Annotated in this window: 17 protein-coding genes and 1 pseudogene; 13 read left to right on the top strand and 5 right to left on the bottom strand. The window is 65.4% G+C overall.

What is annotated here, in order from left to right; translation table 11 throughout:
- Nucleotides 1-17: 17 nt before the first annotated feature.
- The 5 genes and pseudogenes from DESFRDRAFT_RS04830 (at nucleotide 18) to DESFRDRAFT_RS04815 (ending at nucleotide 3,217) form a co-directional block, all read left to right on the top strand.
- Nucleotides 18-1,022, top strand: coding sequence for an FAD binding domain-containing protein (locus DESFRDRAFT_RS04830; RefSeq protein WP_005991708.1), 1,005 nt, complete (start codon nucleotides 18-20; stop codon nucleotides 1,020-1,022).
- Nucleotides 1,019-1,825, top strand: coding sequence for a cytochrome b/b6 domain-containing protein (locus tag DESFRDRAFT_RS04825; RefSeq protein WP_005991706.1), 807 nt, complete (start codon nucleotides 1,019-1,021; stop codon nucleotides 1,823-1,825). Before DESFRDRAFT_RS04830 ends, DESFRDRAFT_RS04825 begins: the two co-directional genes overlap by 4 nt.
- 21 nt (nucleotides 1,826-1,846) lie before the next feature.
- On the top strand, nucleotides 1,847-2,293 hold the full coding sequence (locus DESFRDRAFT_RS04820; RefSeq protein ID WP_005991704.1) for a hypothetical protein: 447 nt from the start codon (nucleotides 1,847-1,849) through the stop codon (nucleotides 2,291-2,293).
- Between the two features lie 217 nt (nucleotides 2,294-2,510).
- Nucleotides 2,511-2,915, top strand: a pseudogene (locus DESFRDRAFT_RS23225) (ethanolamine ammonia-lyase light chain EutC); the annotation flags it as partial.
- 59 nt (nucleotides 2,916-2,974) lie between these two features.
- Complete coding sequence (locus DESFRDRAFT_RS04815) at nucleotides 2,975-3,217, top strand: ethanolamine ammonia-lyase reactivating factor EutA (protein ID WP_005991702.1); 243 nt, start codon at nucleotides 2,975-2,977, stop codon at nucleotides 3,215-3,217.
- 125 nt (nucleotides 3,218-3,342) lie between these two features.
- On the opposite strand, the gene DESFRDRAFT_RS04810 is transcribed toward DESFRDRAFT_RS04815, so the two are convergent.
- The gene (locus tag DESFRDRAFT_RS04810) at nucleotides 3,343-4,170 is read right to left on the bottom strand and encodes a hypothetical protein (RefSeq protein WP_005991700.1); all 828 of its coding nucleotides are present in this window, start codon (nucleotides 4,168-4,170) and stop codon (nucleotides 3,343-3,345) included.
- 211 nt (nucleotides 4,171-4,381) lie between these two features.
- On the opposite strand from DESFRDRAFT_RS04810, the gene DESFRDRAFT_RS04805 reads away from it, so the two are divergent.
- The 5 genes from DESFRDRAFT_RS04805 (at nucleotide 4,382) to DESFRDRAFT_RS04785 (ending at nucleotide 9,251) form a co-directional block, all read left to right on the top strand.
- On the top strand, nucleotides 4,382-6,499 hold the full coding sequence (locus DESFRDRAFT_RS04805; protein WP_005991698.1) for a sensor histidine kinase: 2,118 nt from the start codon (nucleotides 4,382-4,384) through the stop codon (nucleotides 6,497-6,499).
- Nucleotides 6,471-7,127, top strand: coding sequence for a response regulator (locus DESFRDRAFT_RS04800; protein WP_005991696.1), 657 nt, complete (start codon nucleotides 6,471-6,473; stop codon nucleotides 7,125-7,127). The genes DESFRDRAFT_RS04805 and DESFRDRAFT_RS04800 overlap by 29 nt, the downstream gene beginning before the upstream one ends.
- Before the next feature lie 130 nt (nucleotides 7,128-7,257).
- Entirely contained in the window at nucleotides 7,258-7,686 is a 429-nt protein-coding gene (locus tag DESFRDRAFT_RS04795; protein ID WP_005991694.1) for a TadE/TadG family type IV pilus assembly protein, read from the top strand.
- Nucleotides 7,683-8,084 (top strand): TadE/TadG family type IV pilus assembly protein, encoded by a 402-nt coding sequence (locus DESFRDRAFT_RS04790; protein WP_005991679.1) that lies wholly within the window; start codon nucleotides 7,683-7,685, stop codon nucleotides 8,082-8,084. Before DESFRDRAFT_RS04795 ends, DESFRDRAFT_RS04790 begins: the two co-directional genes overlap by 4 nt.
- A gap of 18 nt (nucleotides 8,085-8,102) precedes the next feature.
- The gene (locus DESFRDRAFT_RS04785; protein ID WP_005991677.1) at nucleotides 8,103-9,251 is read left to right on the top strand and encodes a pilus assembly protein TadG-related protein; all 1,149 of its coding nucleotides are present in this window, start codon (nucleotides 8,103-8,105) and stop codon (nucleotides 9,249-9,251) included.
- A 172-nt stretch (nucleotides 9,252-9,423) separates the two neighbouring features.
- On the opposite strand, the gene DESFRDRAFT_RS04780 is transcribed toward DESFRDRAFT_RS04785, so the two are convergent.
- The 4 genes from DESFRDRAFT_RS04780 to DESFRDRAFT_RS04765 all read right to left on the bottom strand — a co-directional run bounded on the left by DESFRDRAFT_RS04780 (nucleotide 9,424) and on the right by DESFRDRAFT_RS04765 (nucleotide 13,589).
- The gene (locus tag DESFRDRAFT_RS04780) at nucleotides 9,424-11,694 is read right to left on the bottom strand and encodes a methyl-accepting chemotaxis protein (protein WP_043793879.1); all 2,271 of its coding nucleotides are present in this window, start codon (nucleotides 11,692-11,694) and stop codon (nucleotides 9,424-9,426) included.
- A gap of 339 nt (nucleotides 11,695-12,033) precedes the next feature.
- On the bottom strand, nucleotides 12,034-12,615 hold the full coding sequence (locus DESFRDRAFT_RS04775; protein WP_005991673.1) for a class I SAM-dependent methyltransferase: 582 nt from the start codon (nucleotides 12,613-12,615) through the stop codon (nucleotides 12,034-12,036).
- 7 nt (nucleotides 12,616-12,622) lie between these two features.
- A complete protein-coding gene (locus DESFRDRAFT_RS04770) occupies nucleotides 12,623-13,114 on the bottom strand; it encodes a YchJ family protein (protein WP_005991671.1) in 492 nt (163 codons plus the stop codon).
- A 166-nt stretch (nucleotides 13,115-13,280) separates the two neighbouring features.
- Nucleotides 13,281-13,589 carry a Dabb family protein gene (locus DESFRDRAFT_RS04765; protein ID WP_005991668.1) on the bottom strand — a complete coding sequence of 103 codons (309 nt, stop codon included), beginning with the start codon at nucleotides 13,587-13,589 and terminating at the stop codon, nucleotides 13,281-13,283.
- Between the two features lie 579 nt (nucleotides 13,590-14,168).
- On the opposite strand from DESFRDRAFT_RS04765, the gene DESFRDRAFT_RS04760 reads away from it, so the two are divergent.
- Genes DESFRDRAFT_RS04760 through DESFRDRAFT_RS04750 form a run of 3 tightly spaced genes read left to right on the top strand, consistent with a single transcriptional unit; the run spans nucleotide 14,169 to nucleotide 18,642 of the window.
- Nucleotides 14,169-14,675: an NADH-quinone oxidoreductase subunit NuoE family protein gene (locus DESFRDRAFT_RS04760; RefSeq protein WP_005991666.1), complete on the top strand. Its 507-nt coding sequence runs from the start codon at nucleotides 14,169-14,171 to the stop codon at nucleotides 14,673-14,675.
- A complete protein-coding gene (locus DESFRDRAFT_RS04755; protein ID WP_005991664.1) occupies nucleotides 14,675-16,573 on the top strand; it encodes an NADH-ubiquinone oxidoreductase-F iron-sulfur binding region domain-containing protein in 1,899 nt (632 codons plus the stop codon). Before DESFRDRAFT_RS04760 ends, DESFRDRAFT_RS04755 begins: the two co-directional genes overlap by 1 nt.
- Before the next feature lie 2 nt (nucleotides 16,574-16,575).
- Nucleotides 16,576-18,642, top strand: coding sequence for a [FeFe] hydrogenase, group A (locus DESFRDRAFT_RS04750; protein ID WP_005991663.1), 2,067 nt, complete (start codon nucleotides 16,576-16,578; stop codon nucleotides 18,640-18,642).
- Nucleotides 18,643-18,732: the final 90 nt, after the last annotated feature.

The following is an 18,732-nucleotide window of genomic DNA, read 5'->3' as shown; positions in this document are numbered from 1 at the left end:
ACCCGCAGGAGAACACCATGGCGATCGTACGTGACGGCATGCCGCCCTTCGCGCTCTACCAGCCGACCGGGATCGAGGATGCCCTGGCCCTGGCCGACCGGCTTGGCCCCGGGGCCTGGCTGCTGGCCGGCGGCCTCGACAGCCTGGAGCGGTTCAAGGACCGCATCAAGCGGCCCAAGGCGGTCATCGACCTCGGCGGAATCGCGGCCCTGCGCGGCGTTTCCCGGACGGAGGGCGGGGACTGCGTCATCGGCCCCATGACCACGCTGACCGAGGTGGCCGGCCATCCGCTCCTGCGTGAGCGTTTCGGCCTGCTGGCCGCGGCCGCGGGCGAGGTGGCCTCGCCCCAGATCCGCAACCAGGGGACCATCGGCGGCAACGTCTCCCAGGACACCCGCTGCTGGTATTATCGCGGCGGCTTCGACTGCTACCGGGCCGGAGGCAACATCTGCTACGCCGCCGCCCCGGAGGGTATGAACCGGGAACACGCCATTTTCGGAGTCAGCCGCTGCGCCGCCGTTTCTCCCTCGGACACCGCCCCGGCCCTGGTCGCCCTGGAGGCGAAGCTCACCATCCAAAACGCCTCGGGCTCCCGCACGGTCGCGGCCGGGGACTACTTCATCGGCCCGGATGAGGACATCACCCGACTCAACGCCCTGGGCCCGGGCGATATCCTGACGGAGATCCGCCTGCCCCGGACATGGACAGGAAAGGCATTTTATTTCGAGAAGGTCCGGGACCGGCCGGTCTGGGATTTCCCGCTGGTGAACATCGCGGCGGTCATGGACAAGCGGGGGGAAAAAATCGAGCGGGCCCGGTTCGTGCTTGGCGCGGCGGCGGCCACACCCTGGCGCTTGCCGCGCGTGGAGGCGGCCGTGGCCGGCAAAACCGCGCGCGAAGCCGTCGTCGCGGCCCAGGCCCTCGCCGCCGATGGCGCCGTGCCCCTTACCCACAACGCCTACAAGGTGGCGCTTGTCCGCAACCTGGTCAAACGCGCCATCCTCGGCAAGGAGGCGTCATGAACCTCGTCACCTGGGGCGCGTCCCCGTGGGGACAGCCCATCATCCTGCATGCGGCCTGGTATCTGCTGTGGTACTCGCTTGCCGCCGGCGTCCTTTTCGTCCTGGCCCATGCCGTATGGGCCCACCTGCGTCCGCATGCCCCGGAGCCGGCCGCATCGCCCGGGGACGCGGCCCGGTATCCGGCGGGCATTGTGCGCCACACGCTCCCGGCGCGGCTTTTCCACTGGGTGATGGCCGCCTGCATGCTGACGCTTTTGGCAACGGCCTTTTTGCCAAAAATCGGCTGGTCCTTCGACTGGCTGGGCGCGCACGTCCTGGCCGGCAGCATCCTTGTCGCGGCCATCGTCTTTCATATCGTCCACGCCGTGTGCTGCCTGGACTTCCGGGCCATCTGGCCCGAGCCGGCCGACCTGGCCGAACTGCGCGACCTGTCGGGCATACGCGCCCCGGCGCGGCCGGGGAAATATCCGCTCGGCAACAAGCTCTACCACCTGGCCATCGTGGTCGTCGGACTGACCATGGCCATAACCGGCGCGTGCATGCTGACCCGGGTGCGCACGGACTTCATGACCCGCGATCCCTACCGCTATTTCAGCGACGGCGGCTGGGGCGTGGTCTACGCCCTGCACGGCCTGGCCGGGCTGTCGCTTATCGCCCTGGTCATCATCCACGTCTATTTCGCGGCGCGCCCTGAGAAACGGCCCATCACCCGGGCCATGATCACCGGACGCATGGACCGCGCCTTCTACCTTTCCCACCACGATCCCGCCCGGTGGAACGCCGGGCCCAAAGCCGCGAAATAAGACCTGACGGAGACTGAAACCATGACGCAGTTCGCCGACATCGCCGCCCGTTGCGACGCCATCGAAGCGTGTTACGAATTCATGCTGGCCTATGCCGCCCAGGGCATTGCCGACGACAGGGAGAGCCCTAGCGGCTCGCAGTTGCGCGAACTGCTCTCCCGGGCCGTGGATGCCGCCGCCGGGCTGTCGGCGGCCTATGCCGCCACGGTCGTGGCCCTGCATCTGACGCCGGAACAGCGCTACAAGGATTTTCTCGACGTCCTGGATGCGGATACGGGCAAGGCGCTGGCCGCCATGCGGCTCGTGCTCGCCCAGCCCCGCATCTCCTCCCAGCTCGTCGACAACCTCAACGCGTCCTTGCACGTGCGCACGCTTCTTACGGACGTCTTCCTGCTCGACGAGGTCCTGCCGCCGCACCGAACCGCGCAGCCGGCTCCGCCCAGGCCCGCGGATCGTTCCGTCGCCTAGTGTCGCGTTCTCGAAATTCGTGCATACGAATTTTGAGAATAATATATTTAAATAATTATTTTTTCTCTAAAAAATACTGTCATATTTTTTAGAGAACGCCACACTAGATTGTCGCCTGGGCAAATCCATAAAGGCGGCCTTGCTCGCTTGAAATCCGTCAGCGGCCGACGCGGCGCCCATCCCCGCGCGCATCCGGATGGGCGCATAAGCGGCAACGCTGCCGGGGGGTCTCTGCGGCCCGCGCCAGGAGGAAGTCTATCTCCTCGGGGCCGACCGGCCGCACAAGCCGGACGCCCTGGCCGAACTCAACGCCGCGACCGAAGCGCGCGTCTGTTGCGGCAAGGCTGGCCCCCGGCCGAAGACCGCCGCCCTGCTGCGCTTTTTAGCCGACCATGCCAGATCCAACGGATCGGTTTTCCGGGAAATTTCCGAAGAGTGGCTCCAAAGCAAGGGGTTGTGGAGCCTGCGGACGGCGGCCGCCGACAAGGATACCTACCTGACCCGGCCGGACCTTGGCCGGATCATTCCGTCCGAGGGGGTGGCGGCGCTCAAGAAGCGCTCCCCGACGCCCGCCCAAGTGCAGATTGTGGTCTCCAACGGCCTAAGCGGCGACGCCGTGCTCGGCAATTACGACGAGATCCTCCCGCCCCTGGCAAGGGACTGGCGGGTTGCGGCCACAGCGTGGGCCAGCCCTTTTTCCTGGCCACGGCCACGACGGTCCGGGCCACGGTCATCGTCTCCCTGGCCGAAGACATCGGCAAAGCCTTGGGCATGGGACTGCGCGCCCGTCTTCCCGGGCGGGAACTGATCGTGATCGACGAGGTCAGCCTGCGCGAGGGCGACTACCTGGACCTCGGCAAGCCGCTGGAGGGAGGAAAATTCGTTCCTCCCATTATAAAATCCCTCGCCTTTTCCACAAAATAAACGCCGCCGCGCGTTTCGTCGCCCGGTGCATGTATGCCGAAGCCATGCGACCTCCAAGGCGGCATGTGGCCTGTAAGGAGCCTGGCAGGGCACACAGGTCCATCACAGGCCCCGGACACTGCAATCTAACTTGAGGTATTCAACAGACTTCCCGTTGTCTGGGCAACCCAATCCAAAAGAAGAGATTCCAGCGACTGCGCGGGCTTCTGCCGTCTTGTTTCAGCGGCTTGCGTCAACAAACTTGACTGTGCGTCCAGCTGTGTCGCTTGGGTTGCATAACTTGTTTCTCTCTTGTCGTACATATCATGCATGGAATCGATACTGGACGACAGGCTATCAAGCAAGGCGTTTTGGGCATCTCGCCCAGATTGGTTTCCAAGAGCTGTTTCGTCGAGCGAAGCGAAATCAAGACTGCTTGCATCATAAAAATTAACATCGAACCCTCCATTTTTGAAGGCTTGGATATACACGTTGCCGCCAGAGTCAATTTGCTCCGTCCCCCATTTTGAACTATCAAGCATATAAATACCATTGTATTCAGTATTTGAAACATATCCTAGAATTTGATTTTTTAAATTCAAATAATTCTGTTGAACAATGGGATCCGACCCACTTAACAAGCCGCTATTGATATCATCAAGGATCTGCTTCATATCCGCCAAGGATGTCTGGATCCCCGCCACACCTTCCTTGGCCACGCCCATCATACTTGAAGCTTCCGATACATTGCGTGAATTTTGCTTGACCGCCGCCGCATCGGATCGCAAGGTGCCGGTAATGGCTTCATCATAAGGATTGGTGCGCTGATACGATGACGATTGCTCCACCATCATATTGCGCAGCATCTGCCCTACGATTCCGCCTTGAAAGAGCGTACGCGTCAATATATCTTGTTGCAATAATTGCAACGACATATCATAGATAAGGCTTCTATCGGTATCAGTAAGCGACATTTCCGCCCCTCCCGCAGTCTTATCCTTCTCTTTTCTTTTCGGACGGGCGGGAGGCAAAAATTAGGTCCATTGCGGGATTCCCTCCACGCGGCGACTTCGGTCCGGCCGACTCCACGAGAGCCCCGCGCGAACAACGCCTTGAGACCACCGGCGACGAATTTCGGCAGGCGCGCGCGGTTTACAGCCCGACCGGCCATGGGCATAAGAAGACATGAGCCTCCGCCGAACCGCCGCCCTCATCATCTGCCTCACCTTCTCCGGGCTTTTCGCCGTGCTCTACGCCATTTCCAGCAGCAACCTCCGGGCCGGCTTCAGCACCCTGGAGCGGGAAGAAGTCGAGGAGGAAATCACCCGGGCCGGCCGGGTGCTGCACGGCGAAACCGAAGCCCTCGAGGCGACCGTGGCCGACTGGGCCATGTGGGACGACACGTACCGGTTCGCCCGGGACCGCGATGCGGACTACCTGCGCGGGAACATCAACTTCCAGAGCCTGAGCACCATCCACGCGGACCTGATCCTGATCTACGACGCCGCGGGGAGCCTTGTGCTCGGACGAACGGTCCAGGCGGCGGACCAGAAGCTCCTGCCCGTTTCCCGGGCCTTGTCGGACAAGGTGGCCGCCACGCGGCTCGTCGCCCGGCCGGGGAAAAACGGCAACGTGGTTTCGGGCATGCTCATAGAAGGCGGCACCGTCTGGCTTTTGGCCGCCTGCCCCATCCTCACGAGCACGCGCGAGGGTCCGCCCCATGGCGTGCTGGTCATGGGGCGGCGGCTCGACGCCGACAACATCGCCGGATTGTCGGAGCTGATCATGCTGCGCCTTGGCGTGGTCGACCTGCAGCAACCGGGACTCTCGCCCCGGTTCGGCGACATCGCCGCCTCCATCGGCCGCACAGGGCGGCACGCCGTCGTTCCCGACGGCGAAAAAAGCATTCAGGGCTTCGCCCTGTTGCGCGATTTGGCCGGCCGGCCGGGCATCCTGCTCTCCGTCGCCATGCCGCGCCGCATCTTCGCCCAGGAACGCATCGTCCAGCGCAACAACGTCATGTTCCTGCTGACCATCGGGCTGGCCTTCGGACTGGCCATGATGTTGCTGGTGGAGCGGCGCATCCTGTCCCGCGTGTCGAGCCTGCGCGGCCAGATCAAGCACCTCGGCGAGGATACCGCCGGGGAGGGCCGGACCTTCGTTGCCGGAAACGACGAGATCGCCGATCTGTCCAAGGCCATAAACGCCATGCTGGCCGCCCTTGACCAGGCCCATGGCCGCTATGCGATGGCCACCCGGGCGGCCAAGGTCGGCGTGTGGGAATTGTGGAAGGAAAGCGGCGCGTTCTATATCGACCCGCACTTCCTGGCCCTGCTCGACTACAACGCGGAGGGCATGCGGCCGGAACTCGACGCCTGGCTGGCCCATGTCCATCCCGAGGACCGGGAACGGGTGCGCGAGGAGCTGGCGGCCTGGACCAAGGGGGATGTCGACGAATACGTCGGCGAACAGCGCATGTCGGCGCGCGACGGAACCGTGCACTGGATTCTGGTGCGCGGCCGGGCCGTTCGCGACGCGTCGGGCCGGGCCACCCGCTTCGTCGGCACCAACACCGACGTGACCGAACTCAAACAGGCCGAGGAGAATATCCGGAAACTGACGGGCGCGCTCTTGAAGGCCCAGGAAATCGAGCGGGCCCGCATCGCCCGGGACCTCCACGACAATGTGGCCCAGGACCTCTCCGCCGCCAAGATCGCCTGCCAGACCCTGCTCGACGGCACGGCCCTCCCCTCTCCCGCCGTGCGGGACCGGTTGACCGGATTCACGGCCCTGTTGTCGCGAGCCATCCGGTCGGTGCGGGAACTCTCCTACGGCCTGCGCCCGCCGGACCTGGAATACCTCGGGCTCGTCCAGGCGCTGGAACGGCTGTGCGACGATTTTTCCAGACAGGCGGCAATGGGGGTCGATTTCGTCAGCTCCGGCCTGGAAGGCGTCAGCGTCCCCCAGGACGTGGCCATCAACCTCTACCGGGTCGCCCAGGAGGCCCTGGCCAATGTCCGTCGCCATGCCGGGGCGCGGCACGTGTCGGTGCGGCTGGTGGAATCCTACCCCAGGCTCATTTTGCGCGTCAAAGACGACGGCAAGGGCTTCAATGTGGCCGAAGGCCTCGACCGGGCCGGCCGGGACCGGCGCATGGGGCTGGCCGGCATGCGGGAGCGGGTGGGGCTTTTCGGCGGCACGCTGCGCATCGCGTCGCAACCGGGACAGGGATGTCTCGTGGTTGCCGAGGTCGTCTATGTCGAGGAGCGACAGCATGGGAACGAAGCGGATACTGATCGTTGACGACCATCCCCTGTTTCGGGAAGGACTCAAGACCATTTTGCGCCGCGATGCCGGCATCGTGATCGCGGGCGAGGCGGGCAGCGCGACCGAGGCCGTGCGGCGGGCCCGCGCCTGCGCGCCCGATGTGGCCTTGCTCGACATTTCCCTGCCCGACCGCTCCGGCATGCAGCTCGTGCGGGAGCTGCGGGCCCTGCTCCCCGACCTCGGCATCCTCATGGTCAGCATGCACACCAAGGTTGACTACATCATCGAGGCGGTCAAAGCCGGGGCGAACGGCTACGTGACCAAGGACGCCGCGGCCGACCAACTGCTCGAGGCCTTGCGCCAGGTGGGACGGGGCGCGTTCTACCTCGACCCCACCATTTCCCAGGAGGTGTCCCGGGAACTGCTCGTCGGCTCCCCGAAGGCCCAGGCCGCCCCGGCCAACGCCTATGACAACCTGACCGCCCGCGAGCGCGAGGTCATGCGCATGGTGGTCGAGGGCCTCACCACCAAGGAAGTGGCCGAGGCCCTGGCCATAAGCGTCAAAACCGCCGAACACCACCGCTGCAACCTCATGCGGAAACTCGGTCTGCAAAATTCCGTGGAATTGGTGCGTTACGCCTCCCGGCTCGGCCTGATCGACTGATCCTCCCCGTGCCCGTATGGGGGTTTTCCCCGAGGGGCTGGGCAATCGTGTCCATCGACGCGGCGGCCCGTGGTGGCTATCTCACAATCGTAGCCCTGCAAAAGGGCGGACGAGACGTGAGGTGGCGAGCATGCGACACGGAAAAACACATCGGGACCAGCGTGGGGCCTCGGTCGTGGAAATGGCCCTGCTCTTGCCCGTGCTGCTTCTGGTCCTTTTCGCCATCATCGACTACGGCCGTTTCTTCTACCTCCAATCCATGGCGGCCTCGGTGGCCTCCGAGGTCGCCCGGACGGCCAGCCTGCCGGACGCCACGGACGCGGCCGTCACCGCCGAGCTGCTCGCCAAGCTCAACAACACCTCCGACGCGACGCCGCCCGGTTTCGGCCTCGGCGTCGCGCCCTCCGTCTCCATAACGCCCGCCGAGCGCGTCCCCGGACAGCCGGTCACCGTCTCCTTCAGCTACCCCTTCGAACCGCTTATCCTGCCGCGACTCGTCGGCAGCGCGCTTTTCCCGGCCAGCATCACCGCCGGGGCGAGCGCCGTGGTGGAACCATGAATACGCGCCACCGACACGACAAGGCCTCGCGCCAACAGGGTTCCCTGAGCGTGGAGCTGGCCCTGCTTTTGGCCTTTGTCCTCATGCCGCTTCTGGCCGGCGTGGTGGATTTCGGGCAGATGCTCCTGGCCCAGGCCGTGGTGACCCGCGCCGCCCGCGAAGGCGCCATGGCCGCCTCGCGCAACCAGGACGTGGACCAGATCGTGGCCTTGTACATGCAAAACGCCGGCTACGATCCCGCCCACACCACGGTGGCCACCCTCGGGGACAGGACGTCCGGCACGCCGGTGACGGTGCGGGTGGGCTACGACACCACGCGGATGGTGATCATCCCCTGGCAAAACATCAGCGCGAACCTGGCCCAGGTGGTGGGCTCGGCCACGGAACGACAAATGTGACCGCATGGGAGACGCAGCATGATCCGATTCACCGAAACAAGGCGGCCCCCGGCGCAAGCGGGATCGGTCGCCGTCATCGTGGCCCTGTCCATGATCGTTCTGGCCGGCTTCGCCACATTGGCCGTGGATTACGGCTTTCTGGAATACAAGCGCAGCCAGCTGCAAAACGCCGCCGACGCGGCCGCCCTGGCCGGCGCGAGCGTCCTCGTCCAATACGGCGCCAATCAGGAAGCGGTGACCGACACCGCGGTGCTCTACGGCCAGGCGAACCTCAACGACTCCGATTCGAAGGAAATGGCCATCCGCAATTCCGACGTGACCTATCCCGATGCCGTGTCGGTGCGGGCCACGGTCGGCCGCACCCAGGAGCGGGGCAATCCGGTGGAAATGTTTCTGGGCCGGATCCTCGGCTGGAACACCCAGGACATAGCGGCCACGGGCGTTGCCGCGCTTTTTTGTTCCAAAAGCAGCAAATGCCTCAAGCCCTGGTCGCCGCCGGCCAAGTTCACCTGGAAAGACGATTGCGACGCCGACAAGAAGTATTACAACAACAACCAGCTCGACGCCGGCAGCGTCTGCGAGATGAATTCGGTCGAGGTGCAGGGCTACGACAACAACGACGTCGGCACGCCGATCATCCTCAAATTCGGCGACCCGAGTGGCACCGTGACTCCGGGGCATTACCAGCCCGTGGACTACCCCCCCGCCAGCAGCGGCACCCCGATGACCGGCGGCGACGCCTATCGCGACAATATCGCCGGGTGCACGGGATCGAACGACGGCATCGTCAACACGGGCGACGAGTTGCAGGTCGAACCCGGCGACATGGTCGGCCCGACCAAGCAAGGCCTCAAGGAACTCCTGGACCAGGACCCGGGCGCGTCGTGGGACAGCGCCACGAATTCCATCGTCGACAGCGCCTACAGCGATCCGCTCAGCAGCCCGCGCGTCGCGCTCGTTCCCTTTTACGACCCGCGCTATCCGCAGACCAGCGGACGCAACACCCTGCGCGTCTACCAGCTCGGGGCCGTGTTCATCGAACAGATCGACGGCAACGGCAACGTGACCGGACGTTTCGTGAAGTCCATGGCCGTCGATCCCGTCCGCCAGACAGGCTGCGACCCGGCCGACACCTATGCGCTTTACGGCGCGTCCCTGACCCACTGACGCGCTTTCCCGGCGGCGAAAGACGCCGGAGAGACGGGAGCCGCAATCAAAACGGCCCGCCCCCAGACCGGGGACGGGCCGTTTTCCGTTGCCTAAGAGACTTCTATGGGACCGGAGGCGGCGGGAGGGGCGACCCTGGTTGCGGGTCCCCCTGCCGGTGTCGCCGAGCGCCCTACTCCGCCTTGAGCGTCTCCACGAGGCGGGTCAGGTTTTCGGCCTGGTTGGAGAGCTCTTCCACGGAAACGGCGGCCTTGGCCATGGCGTCGGCCGTATCCTCGGAGATCTTGTTGATGTCCTCCACGGCCCGGTTGATCTGCTCGCTGGCCGCCGACTGCTGTTCGGAGGCCGTGGCGATGGAACGTACCTGGTCGGCCGAGGCCTCGACGATGGACACGATCTCCTCGAGCATGCCGCCGGACCGGCCGGCCAGATCCGTGGCCTGATCCACGGCCCGGGCCGCGCCTTCCACGCCTTCGACGCTGGAGCGCGCCCCGATCTGAATGGCGCGGATGGCGTCGCCCACCTCGCTGGTCGCGGTCATGGTCTTTTCGGCCAGCTTGCGGACTTCGTCGGCCACCACGGCGAAACCGCGCCCGGCCTCGCCGGCCCGGGCCGCTTCGATGGCCGCGTTCAGGGCGAGCAGGTTGGTCTGGTCGGCGATGTCGGAAATCACGCTGATGATGTTGCCGATGCCCTCGGCCTGCTTGCCGAGTTCATCCATATTGGAGCGCAGGGAGGAAGCCTGCTCCTGGACGCCGTTTATGGCCGCGATCACCTGCTGCACCACATCGGCCCCGGCCTTGGCCTTGTCCCGGGCCTGCCCCGAGCCCTGGGCGGCCTCGGAGGCGTTTCTGGCCACCTCGAGCACGGTGGCGTTCATTTCCTCCATGGCCGTGGCGGTCTCGCCGGTATGGCGGCGTTGCAGGTCCGCCCCTTCCTTGGATTGCTCGATCTGGGCGGAGAGTTCCGCCGAGGCCTGGGCCACCGCGCCGGAGACCTCCTCGACCAGGGACGCGGCATTGAGCTTGCCCTGCCGTTCGGCCTGGGCGGCATGCTTTCTCGCCTCGTCGGCCTCGGCCACCGCCTGCCGGGCCCGTTCGGCTTCGGCCGCGGCCTCGCGGCTTTTCTCCTCGGCCTGGGCGATCATGCCCTTGAGGTTGTCGACCATGCGCGTCAGCGCCTTGGCCAAAACCCCCGTTTCGTCGGCCTGATTGATGGCCAGGGACTGGGAGAAATCCCCTTCGGCCACCTTGCCGGCAAAGGCCGCCGCCTGCCGCAGGGGCCGGACGAGCCCGGCGGCAAACGCCCACAGCACGCCCAGGGCCAGGACCGTGACGCCGAGGGCCACGCCCACCTGCCACAAGGCGCTGTCATGGTTCAAAGCGGCCATGGTGGCGTCGAGTTCCCGGCTTTGGGCCAGGACGATATCCGGATGGACGCGGATGAGCACGGCCCAGGGGTGGTCGGTGCGGCCCAGGCTGATGGGGGCCAGGGCCCGGTACATGCCCGAGTTCGGGCTCACGTCGAGCTGGGCTTTGCCGGCCTTGACCGCCTCGACGAGGCCTTTCCATTCCTTGAAAATGGTCTTGAGCGGCTTGCCGATGGCCCCGGGGTGATCACTGCTGGCGGCCACCAGCCCGGCATGGCTGACGATGGTCACGTCGCCCCGGCCCTCATAGAGGCTGGCGTCGACCTTTTCGACCAGGTCCTGCATGAAGTTGAGCCGCAGATCCGTGCCGGCCAGGCCGAGATACTTGCCGTTTTCCAGGATGGGCGCATTGACGGTGGCCAGCCAGTCCTTCTTGCCCTGGACGATATAGGGCAGCGGGTCGAGGACGATTTCCTTCTTCCTCTCGCGTGACTGCTGGTACCAGGCGCCCTTGCCCACGCCGTTGTCGTTGACTTCGCGGCTTTCGTAATCGGCCAGCGCCTGACGGGCGATCTTCCCGTCGACGCCGCGGTTCCAGTAGGGAATGAACCGGCCGGTCGCGTCGTAGCCTTCATCGGCCTTGCCGACGAATTCCTTGTCCCGACCGTCCAGTGCGTTCGGCTCCCAGGCCGAGTAGGCACCCAGAAAAGTGGGATTATTCTCGAGAACCCGGTGCAAAATGTCGTTGAGAATATTGCGCACCGGGTTTTGGATGCCGTCCCTGGCCGCCAGCTTGCCCACATCCTCCCGCAGCACCTCGAACACCTTGGCCATGGTCCTGGCGGTGACAAGGTTGTTCTCCAGGGTGCTTTGGATGACGGACGCCTGGTTGGCGGCCAACATGGTCAGATTGCGTTTCGCCTCCGATTCCAACAGATCGCTTACGCGTTTGGACACCAAGGCCTGTGTCTTTCCCGCGGAATACAGATTGTAGCCGACAAGCGCCGCGGCGGTCGCCAGCAAGCATCCCCCTGCCAGCAGCAATATTTTTGCTTGGATCGACTTCAGTTGCATACCATTCCTCTCTTGCCCGTAACCATCTCCATCAATTTCAAAAGAAATACGCCGCCAAAGCCGATTCCGACACGAGGGGGAAGCTTCCACCCACGGCAGAACTCTCGCCGCTTTTCCCCTCTTCGTGACAGTACAATCGTGAGACGATGAGACTGGATAATAAAACATACCACCGGCCAGCGCCTTTCGCAATACCAACCTCGCTGAGGGCCGGCGTTTACGTCAGATGCGACATAAAAGCCACACAAGTCGACTCGACGCATCGCGTCAAGCCGCAAGAAACCGCAATCCTGCAAGAAGGGGAATGCCGCGTCGGTTGCCCGCGGACGCGCAACGGGCCTACGTCTCCGAGCGACGCTCGACGAAAAAGGCGATAATGGGGCAGCCCGGCTTGTTGACCAGTTCGTAGCGGGCGGCGCGCCAGGCATGAAACGGAAGGTTCACGCACCAAGCGGCGACCGCCTCAGTCTCGTCCGCGCCGCCGGGATGTCCGGTGTAGCAGACCACGGCGATGCCACCGTCCGGAGCCAGGACGGCGCTTGCGGCGTCAAGGGCGGCCAGGGTCGTCTTTGGCCGCGTGATGACGGCTTCGTCGCCGCCGGGCAAAAAGCCGAGGTTGAAGACCGCCGCCGCCACCCGGCCGTGGTGCGCCCGGGGCAGACGCGAAAGCATGGCCTCGTGTCCGGCGGCGTGATAGCGGGCGAGGTGGCCGAGCCCGGCCGCTTCGAGACGCTTGCGGGTCTTTTCCAGGGCCTCGGCCTGGATGTCGAAGCAGTGCACCACCCCATCCGGGGCGACCAGCCCGGCCAGGGCCAGGGCGTCGTTGCCGTTGCCGGCCGTGGCGTCCACGGCCACGCGGCCCGGGCCAAGGGTCCGGGCCAGGAGCTTGTGGGCGAATGTCAGGGCGGCGGTGGTGCGCACAATCGCGTCAGCGGCCGCAGCAGCGCTTATACTTCTTGCCGCTGCCGCAGGGACAGGGATCGTTGCGTCCGGCCTTGGGCGCGGCCGGAGCGGGAGCCGGCTCCGTGCTTCCGGGGCGGCCGTCGACGTAGACCCAGCAGCCGTCCTTTTTCTTGAACCGGCTGCGTTCGTGCAGCGTCATGGGCTCGCCGGCCTTTTCGAAGGCGGCGCGAAATTCCACCACGCCGGTGTCGTCGTCCGGGCCGCCGTCCGTAACAGCGAGGACGGTCAGTCCGGTCCAGACCACATCGGCGCTCCAGGCCAGGGTCTCGGCCGGGCGAAAGGCCGCCCGCTGGCGCGGGGCCAGGGTGCGCTCGAGATGGGCCATGTCGTTTCGGGCATAGGCGGTGTAGCGCGAGCGCATGAGCGCCTCGGCCGTGGGCGCCGGCTTGCCGTCGAGATAGGGGCCGCAGCAGGCCTCGAAGGAGAGGCCGGACCCGCAGGGACAGGGATCGGTCATCGTTGTTTCCAGTGCGCTTGGGGTCCTGCCTTTCGCAGACTCCAACTATTCGTTATAAAAGAGAATCTTCCCCATTAAAAAAAGTTTAGGAAGGGGAGAGCGCGAGAGGGGAGAACCCTTTTTAAAGGGTTTCCCCTCTCGCATCCTCTTTCCCCTCTTCTCCTTCCTACACCTCGTAATCGACGACGCGGCGCTCGGACACGACCTTCTTGATGAACTCCACGACCTCGAGGTGCAGCGGGTGCACGGCGTAGGTTTGCAGATCCTCCTTGGTACGGAAGGAGGAAGAGAGCACCACGTCCGTCTCGGGCACGGCGGCGAAGATTTCCCCGCCGACGGCGACTTCCAGCTCCACGGCCTGGGGCAGTTTTCCTTTGAGGGCGAGCAGGCGGGACTGCATTTCGGCTGCGTTGGCGGCCTTGTCGCGGCCTTCGGCCTGGTCCTTGAGGGTCCACATGACGATGTGCTTGATCATGGCGGGCTCCTGAGAATTGGGTTGCGGCCTTGTAGCGCAAACGGGGCCGGGGAGCCAGGGACGTAAGGTGCGGGGACTTGATGCAAAATCGCAACGCACGATGCAATAACGCAACATTAGTGGCAAAATCGCCGCAGGCAGATTCATCCAGATCGTTTCATATTGCAACATAATAGTTGCAAATATGCAACTCGGTCACGCTTTCAACGCAGCGCCCCGTTCCGCCCTCCTCGCCGACTTCCTATTTTATCCAATATTATAAGAGTATTGTCAAATTCATCTGACGCTTTCGCCCCGCGTAGCATGCATCTTGCTCCGAAGCCGCATCCACCCGGCGACATGCACCGAAAAAGCGATCCCAGGATCGAGATCGATCGCACGATGCATCGCCGGCCAAGGGCCACCACGCCCCGGCCGGCATGGCGATACGGCGGGCGACGGCGCAGGTTCGGGGGTGCCGCCGACCGCCCCACCCGGCTCTCCCTCCCGGCCCGCGCGGTCGCCCGGACGCCGGCCGACGTGGCGAACCCCGGCACGAAACCTCCCATCCACGCTTGCAGTCGTAAAGGAGAGCATCAGATGGAGCCCAAGTTGGCCGCGTCACTGGCGGAAACCGCCAAATTCCAGAAGCTGTGCGGCATCCTCGACCATTACGGACGCCACCCGGCCCGACTCGTTCCCATTTTGCAGGCGCTGCAGGAAGAGTACCGCTACCTCCCCGAGGAAGTCCTCTCGTACGTCGCGACCTCGCTGCGCATTCCCGAGGCCAACGTCTTTGGCGTGGCCACCTTTTACGCCCACTTCGCGCTCACGCCCAAGGGCAAGTACATCGTGCGGCTGTGCGACGGAACGGCCTGCCACGTCAAGCATTCCATCCCCATCCTCGAGGCCCTGCGCGGGCGCCTTTCCCTTTCCGAGGAAAAGACCACCACGCCGGACATGCTTTTCACCGTGGAGACCGTGGCCTGTCTCGGCGCCTGCGGCCTGGCCCCGGTCATGGTCATAAACGAGGACGTCTACGGCCAGATGACCCCGCAACGGGCCGTTTCGCTCATCGATTCCATCCGCGCCAAGGAGTTGCAATAATGGAAGGCCCGAACCAGGAATCCACCAGCGTCGCGCCGGCCGCCCTCTCTCCCGCCGTCGCCGGTCAGCGCCGCGTCATCGTCTGCGCCGGCACCGGCTGCGTGGCCAACGGCTCCAAAAAGGTCCTCGCCGCCCTGGAAACCCAAATGGCCGAAGCCGGCCTCGACGTGGTGCTGGAATTTAAGCCCGAAGGCCACGGCGACGGCGTGCGCCTGTCCCACAGCGGCTGCCAGGGCTTTTGCCAGATGGGACCGCTGGTCACCATCCTGCCCGAGAACACCCTCTACACCAAGGTCGCCGTGGAGGACGTGCCGGACATCGTGGACCTGACGCTCAAAAAGGGCGAGCCCGTCGAGCGCCTGCTCTATGTCGAGCCCCGCACCAAAAAGCGTTGCCTCGGCCCGGAGCAGATTCCCTTCTACCAGCGCCAGTCCCGCTATGTGCTGAAAGAATGCGGCTTCATCGACCCCGACGAGATCCGCGAATACGTGGCCCACGGCGGCTACGACGCGGCCCGCAAAGCGTTTACCGAGATGGACGGCAAGGCCGTTTGCGACGTCATAAGCGCCTCCGGGCTTCGCGGCCGGGGCGGCGGCGGTTTCCCCACCGGCCGCAAGTGGGAGGCCGCCCGCATCCAGGACAACCCGAAAAAGTACGTCATCTGCAACGGCGACGAGGGCGACCCGGGCGCGTTCATGGACCGGTCCGTCATGGAGGGCAACCCCCACTGCATCATCGAGGGCATGATGATCGCCGCCCGGGGCATCGGGGCCGACGAGGGCTACATCTACGTGCGCGCCGAATATCCGCTGGCCGTCAAGCGCATGCGCCACGCCGTGGCCGAGGCCGAGGCCGCCGGGTACCTCGGCGACGACGTCTTCGGCTCGGGCCAGTCCTTCCGCCTGGAAGTCATGGAAGGGGCCGGCGCCTTCGTGTGCGGCGAGGAAACCGCGCTTATGGCCTCCATCGAGGGCCGGCGCGGCATGCCCGCCCCCAAACCGCCCTTCCCGGCCCAGAAGGGACTGTGGCGCAAGCCCACCATCATCAACAACGTCGAGACCCTGGCCCAGGTGCCCCGCATCATCGGCAAGGGGGCCGAGGCCTACCGGTCGCTCGGCACCGAGAAATCCCCGGGCACCAAGACCTTCGCCCTGACCGGCCACGTCTGCAACACCGGGCTCATCGAGGTCCCCTTCGGCGCGACCCTGCGCGAGGTCGTTATAAACATCGGCGGCGGCGTCACCGACGACCGGGGCAATATCGACAAGACCGGGTTCAAGGCCGTGCAGATCGGCGGCCCCTCGGGCGGCTGCCTGACCCCGGACCTGCTCGACCTGCCGCTTGATTTCGATTCCCTGCGCTCGGTCGGGGCCATGGTCGGCTCGGGCGGGCTGGTCGTCATGAACCAGAAGACCTGCATGGTCTCGGTCGCCCGCTTCTTCATGGAATTCACCCAGCGCGAGTCCTGCGGCAAGTGCGTGCTTTGCCGCGAGGGCACGAAGCAGCTGCTGGCCCTGCTCGACGACGTCATCGAGGGCCGGGGCACGGCCGAAACCCTGGAACTGCTCGAAACCCTCGGCCACGCCGTGCAGATCGGCTCCCTTTGCGGCCTGGGCAAGACCGCGCCGAACCCGGTGCTCTCCACCCTCAAGCACTTCCGCAAGGAATACGAGGAGCACGTCTTCGAGAAGCGCTGCCGGGCCGGGCGCTGCAAGGCCCTGGCCCGGCCGACCATCAACCCGGCCCTGTGCAAGGGCTGCCGGTTGTGCGTCAAGGCCTGCCCGGTCGGTGCCATCATGGGCGAGAAAAAACAGCCCCACCGCATCGACGAGGGGCTTTGCGTCAAGTGCGGCGCGTGCGCGGCGGCCTGCAAGTTCGGCGCGGTGGAGGGAATCTAGCCATGACCAAGTCTGTTGCACCAACTGTCACCATTGACGGCAAGGTCGTCCCCATCGAAGGGGAACGCAACCTGCTCGAGCTGATCCGCAAGGTGAGGATCGACCTGCCGACCTTTTGCTACCACTCCGAACTCTCGGTCTACGGCGCCTGCCGCCTGTGCCTGGTGGAGGTGAAAAACCGGGGCATCATGGGCGCCTGCTCCACCCCGCCGGAACCGGGCATGGAGATCCGCATCCACACCAAGGAGCTGCGCGAGATCCGCAAGATCGCCGTGGAGCTGCTTCTGGCCAACCACAACCAGAGTTGCCCCACCTGCTTTCGCAACGGGGCCTGCAAGCTCCAGGAAATCGCCCGCAAGCTCGGCGTGTCCCAGGTCCGCTTCAAGCCCGTGCAGGAGCCCGTGCCCGTGGACGTCTCCTCGCCGTCGCTGGTGCGCGACCCCAACAAGTGCGTGCTGTGCGGCGACTGCGTGCGCATGTGCTCGGAAATCCAGGGCATCGGCGCCATCGGCTTCGCCTTCCGAGGGCATAAGACCGCCGTGCTGCCGGCCTTCGGCAAGGGGCTGGCCAATGTGGAGTGCGTCAACTGCGGCCAGTGCTCGAGCGTGTGCCCGACCGGGGCGCTGACCCCCAAATCCGAGATCGAGGACGTCTGGAACCTACTGGCCAATCCCGAAGTTACGGTGGTGGCGCAAATCGCCCCGGCCGTGCGCGTGGGCCTCGGCGAGTGCTTCGGCGCCGCCCCCGGCGACCCGATCATGGGCCGGCTGGTCGCGGCCATGAAGACCATCGGCTTCGACCAGGTCTACGACACCACCTTCGCCGCCGACCTCACCGTCATCGAGGAGGCCGAGGAATTCCTGGCCAGAAAGGCCGCCGGCGAAAAGCTGCCCCAGTTCACCTCCTGCTGCCCCGGCTGGGTCCAGTTCGCCGAGCAGTACTACCCGGAACTGCTGCCGAACCTCTCCTCCTGCCGTTCGCCCCAGCAGATGTTCGGCTCCCTGGTCAAGGAAATGCTGCCCGAACAGCTCGGCATCCCGCGCAAGAAACTGGCCATCGTCTCGGTCATGCCCTGCACGGCCAAGAAGTTCGAGGCGCGCCGGCCGGAATTCGCCAAGGACGGCTCCCCGGACGTGGACAACGTGCTGACCACCCAGGAGATGGCCCGCATGATCGAGCAGGCCGGGCTGCGCTTCAACGACCTCGAGCCCCAGTCCCGCGACATGCCCTACGGCTTCGGCACGGGCGCGGGCGTGATCTTCGGCACCACCGGCGGCGTCACCGAGGCGGTGCTGCGCTATGCCGCCGAAAAGGTCACCGGCCAGACCCTCTACGACACCGACTTCAACGACGTGCGCGGCGAATCGGGCCTGCGCGAGGTCAATGTGGAAGTGGGCGGCAACACCCTGCATCTGGCCGTGGTCTACGGCCTGGCCAACGCCCGGGTGGTCTGCGAGAAAATCAAGGCCGGGACCTGCGACTACGACCTCATCGAGGTCATGGCCTGCCCCGGCGGCTGCGTCGGCGGCGCGGGCCAGCCGGTCAACCTGGACCTGGCCGCCCGCAAGCGCCGGGCCCAGGGGCTCTACAGATCCGACAAGGGCCGCCAGCTCCACAAGGCCCAGGACAACGTCTTCGTCAACCAGTGCTACGCCAAGTTCCTGGGCGATGTCGGCGGGCACAAGGCCCACGAGCTGCTGCACACCGGCTACCAGAGCCGGCGGCGCATCGCCGACGAGACCCTCGTGATCCTCGACGGCGCGGGCGAGCCGCGCCTGCGCGTCCAGGTGTGCCTCGGCACGAGCTGCCACCTGCGCGGGGCCCAGGACATCCTGACCGGCCTGCTCGGGCATATCGCCGAACAGGGCCTCACCAACGCCGTGGACGTGCGGGCGTCGTTTTGCCACGAGAAGTGCGCCGACGGCCCCACCGTCCAGATCAACGGCGACGTCATGACCCACTGTACTCTGGAGTCGGTCATCGCCGCCCTGGACGCGCACCTGCAAAATCCCCTGCCGCCCACGGCCGGCGCGAGCGCCGGCACGGGCTGCGCCTGCGGCAAGGGGTAAGGATAGGGAATACAAGAGAAGAGATGCGGGGGCGTTGCCCCCGCACCCCCACCGGGGGGCCGAGGGCCCCCCGGTCCCCCCACAAGGGGT

Source organism: Solidesulfovibrio fructosivorans JJ] (genome assembly GCF_000179555.1).
Lineage (GTDB): Bacteria > Desulfobacterota > Desulfovibrionia > Desulfovibrionales > Desulfovibrionaceae > Solidesulfovibrio > Solidesulfovibrio fructosivorans.
Note: the sequence above shows the minus strand (reverse complement) of the source record. Positions and strands in the feature narration are given on the sequence as shown.

Bases quoted from the DNA above. Each gene is read 5' to 3' on its own strand.
- DESFRDRAFT_RS04795 (WP_005991694.1), top strand. From the start codon at position 7,258: ATGCGACACGGAAAAACACATCGGGACCAGCGTGGGGCCTCGGTCGTG.
- DESFRDRAFT_RS04750 (WP_005991663.1), top strand. From the start codon at position 16,576: ATGACCAAGTCTGTTGCACCAACTGTCACCATTGACGGCAAGGTCGTC.
- DESFRDRAFT_RS04785 (WP_005991677.1), top strand. From the start codon at position 8,103: ATGATCCGATTCACCGAAACAAGGCGGCCCCCGGCGCAAGCGGGATCG.
- DESFRDRAFT_RS04830 (WP_005991708.1), top strand. From the start codon at position 18: ATGGCGATCGTACGTGACGGCATGCCGCCCTTCGCGCTCTACCAGCCG.
- DESFRDRAFT_RS04805 (WP_005991698.1), top strand. From the start codon at position 4,382: ATGAGCCTCCGCCGAACCGCCGCCCTCATCATCTGCCTCACCTTCTCC.
- DESFRDRAFT_RS04800 (WP_005991696.1), top strand. From the start codon at position 6,471: ATGGGAACGAAGCGGATACTGATCGTTGACGACCATCCCCTGTTTCGG.
- DESFRDRAFT_RS04810 (WP_005991700.1), bottom strand. From the start codon at position 4,170: ATGTCGCTTACTGATACCGATAGAAGCCTTATCTATGATATGTCGTTG.
- DESFRDRAFT_RS04790 (WP_005991679.1), top strand. From the start codon at position 7,683: ATGAATACGCGCCACCGACACGACAAGGCCTCGCGCCAACAGGGTTCC.
- DESFRDRAFT_RS04825 (WP_005991706.1), top strand. From the start codon at position 1,019: ATGAACCTCGTCACCTGGGGCGCGTCCCCGTGGGGACAGCCCATCATC.
- DESFRDRAFT_RS04765 (WP_005991668.1), bottom strand. From the start codon at position 13,589: ATGATCAAGCACATCGTCATGTGGACCCTCAAGGACCAGGCCGAAGGC.
- DESFRDRAFT_RS04755 (WP_005991664.1), top strand. From the start codon at position 14,675: ATGGAAGGCCCGAACCAGGAATCCACCAGCGTCGCGCCGGCCGCCCTC.
- DESFRDRAFT_RS04820 (WP_005991704.1), top strand. From the start codon at position 1,847: ATGACGCAGTTCGCCGACATCGCCGCCCGTTGCGACGCCATCGAAGCG.
- DESFRDRAFT_RS04770 (WP_005991671.1), bottom strand. From the start codon at position 13,114: ATGACCGATCCCTGTCCCTGCGGGTCCGGCCTCTCCTTCGAGGCCTGC.
- DESFRDRAFT_RS04780 (WP_043793879.1), bottom strand. From the start codon at position 11,694: ATGCAACTGAAGTCGATCCAAGCAAAAATATTGCTGCTGGCAGGGGGA.
- DESFRDRAFT_RS04760 (WP_005991666.1), top strand. From the start codon at position 14,169: ATGGAGCCCAAGTTGGCCGCGTCACTGGCGGAAACCGCCAAATTCCAG.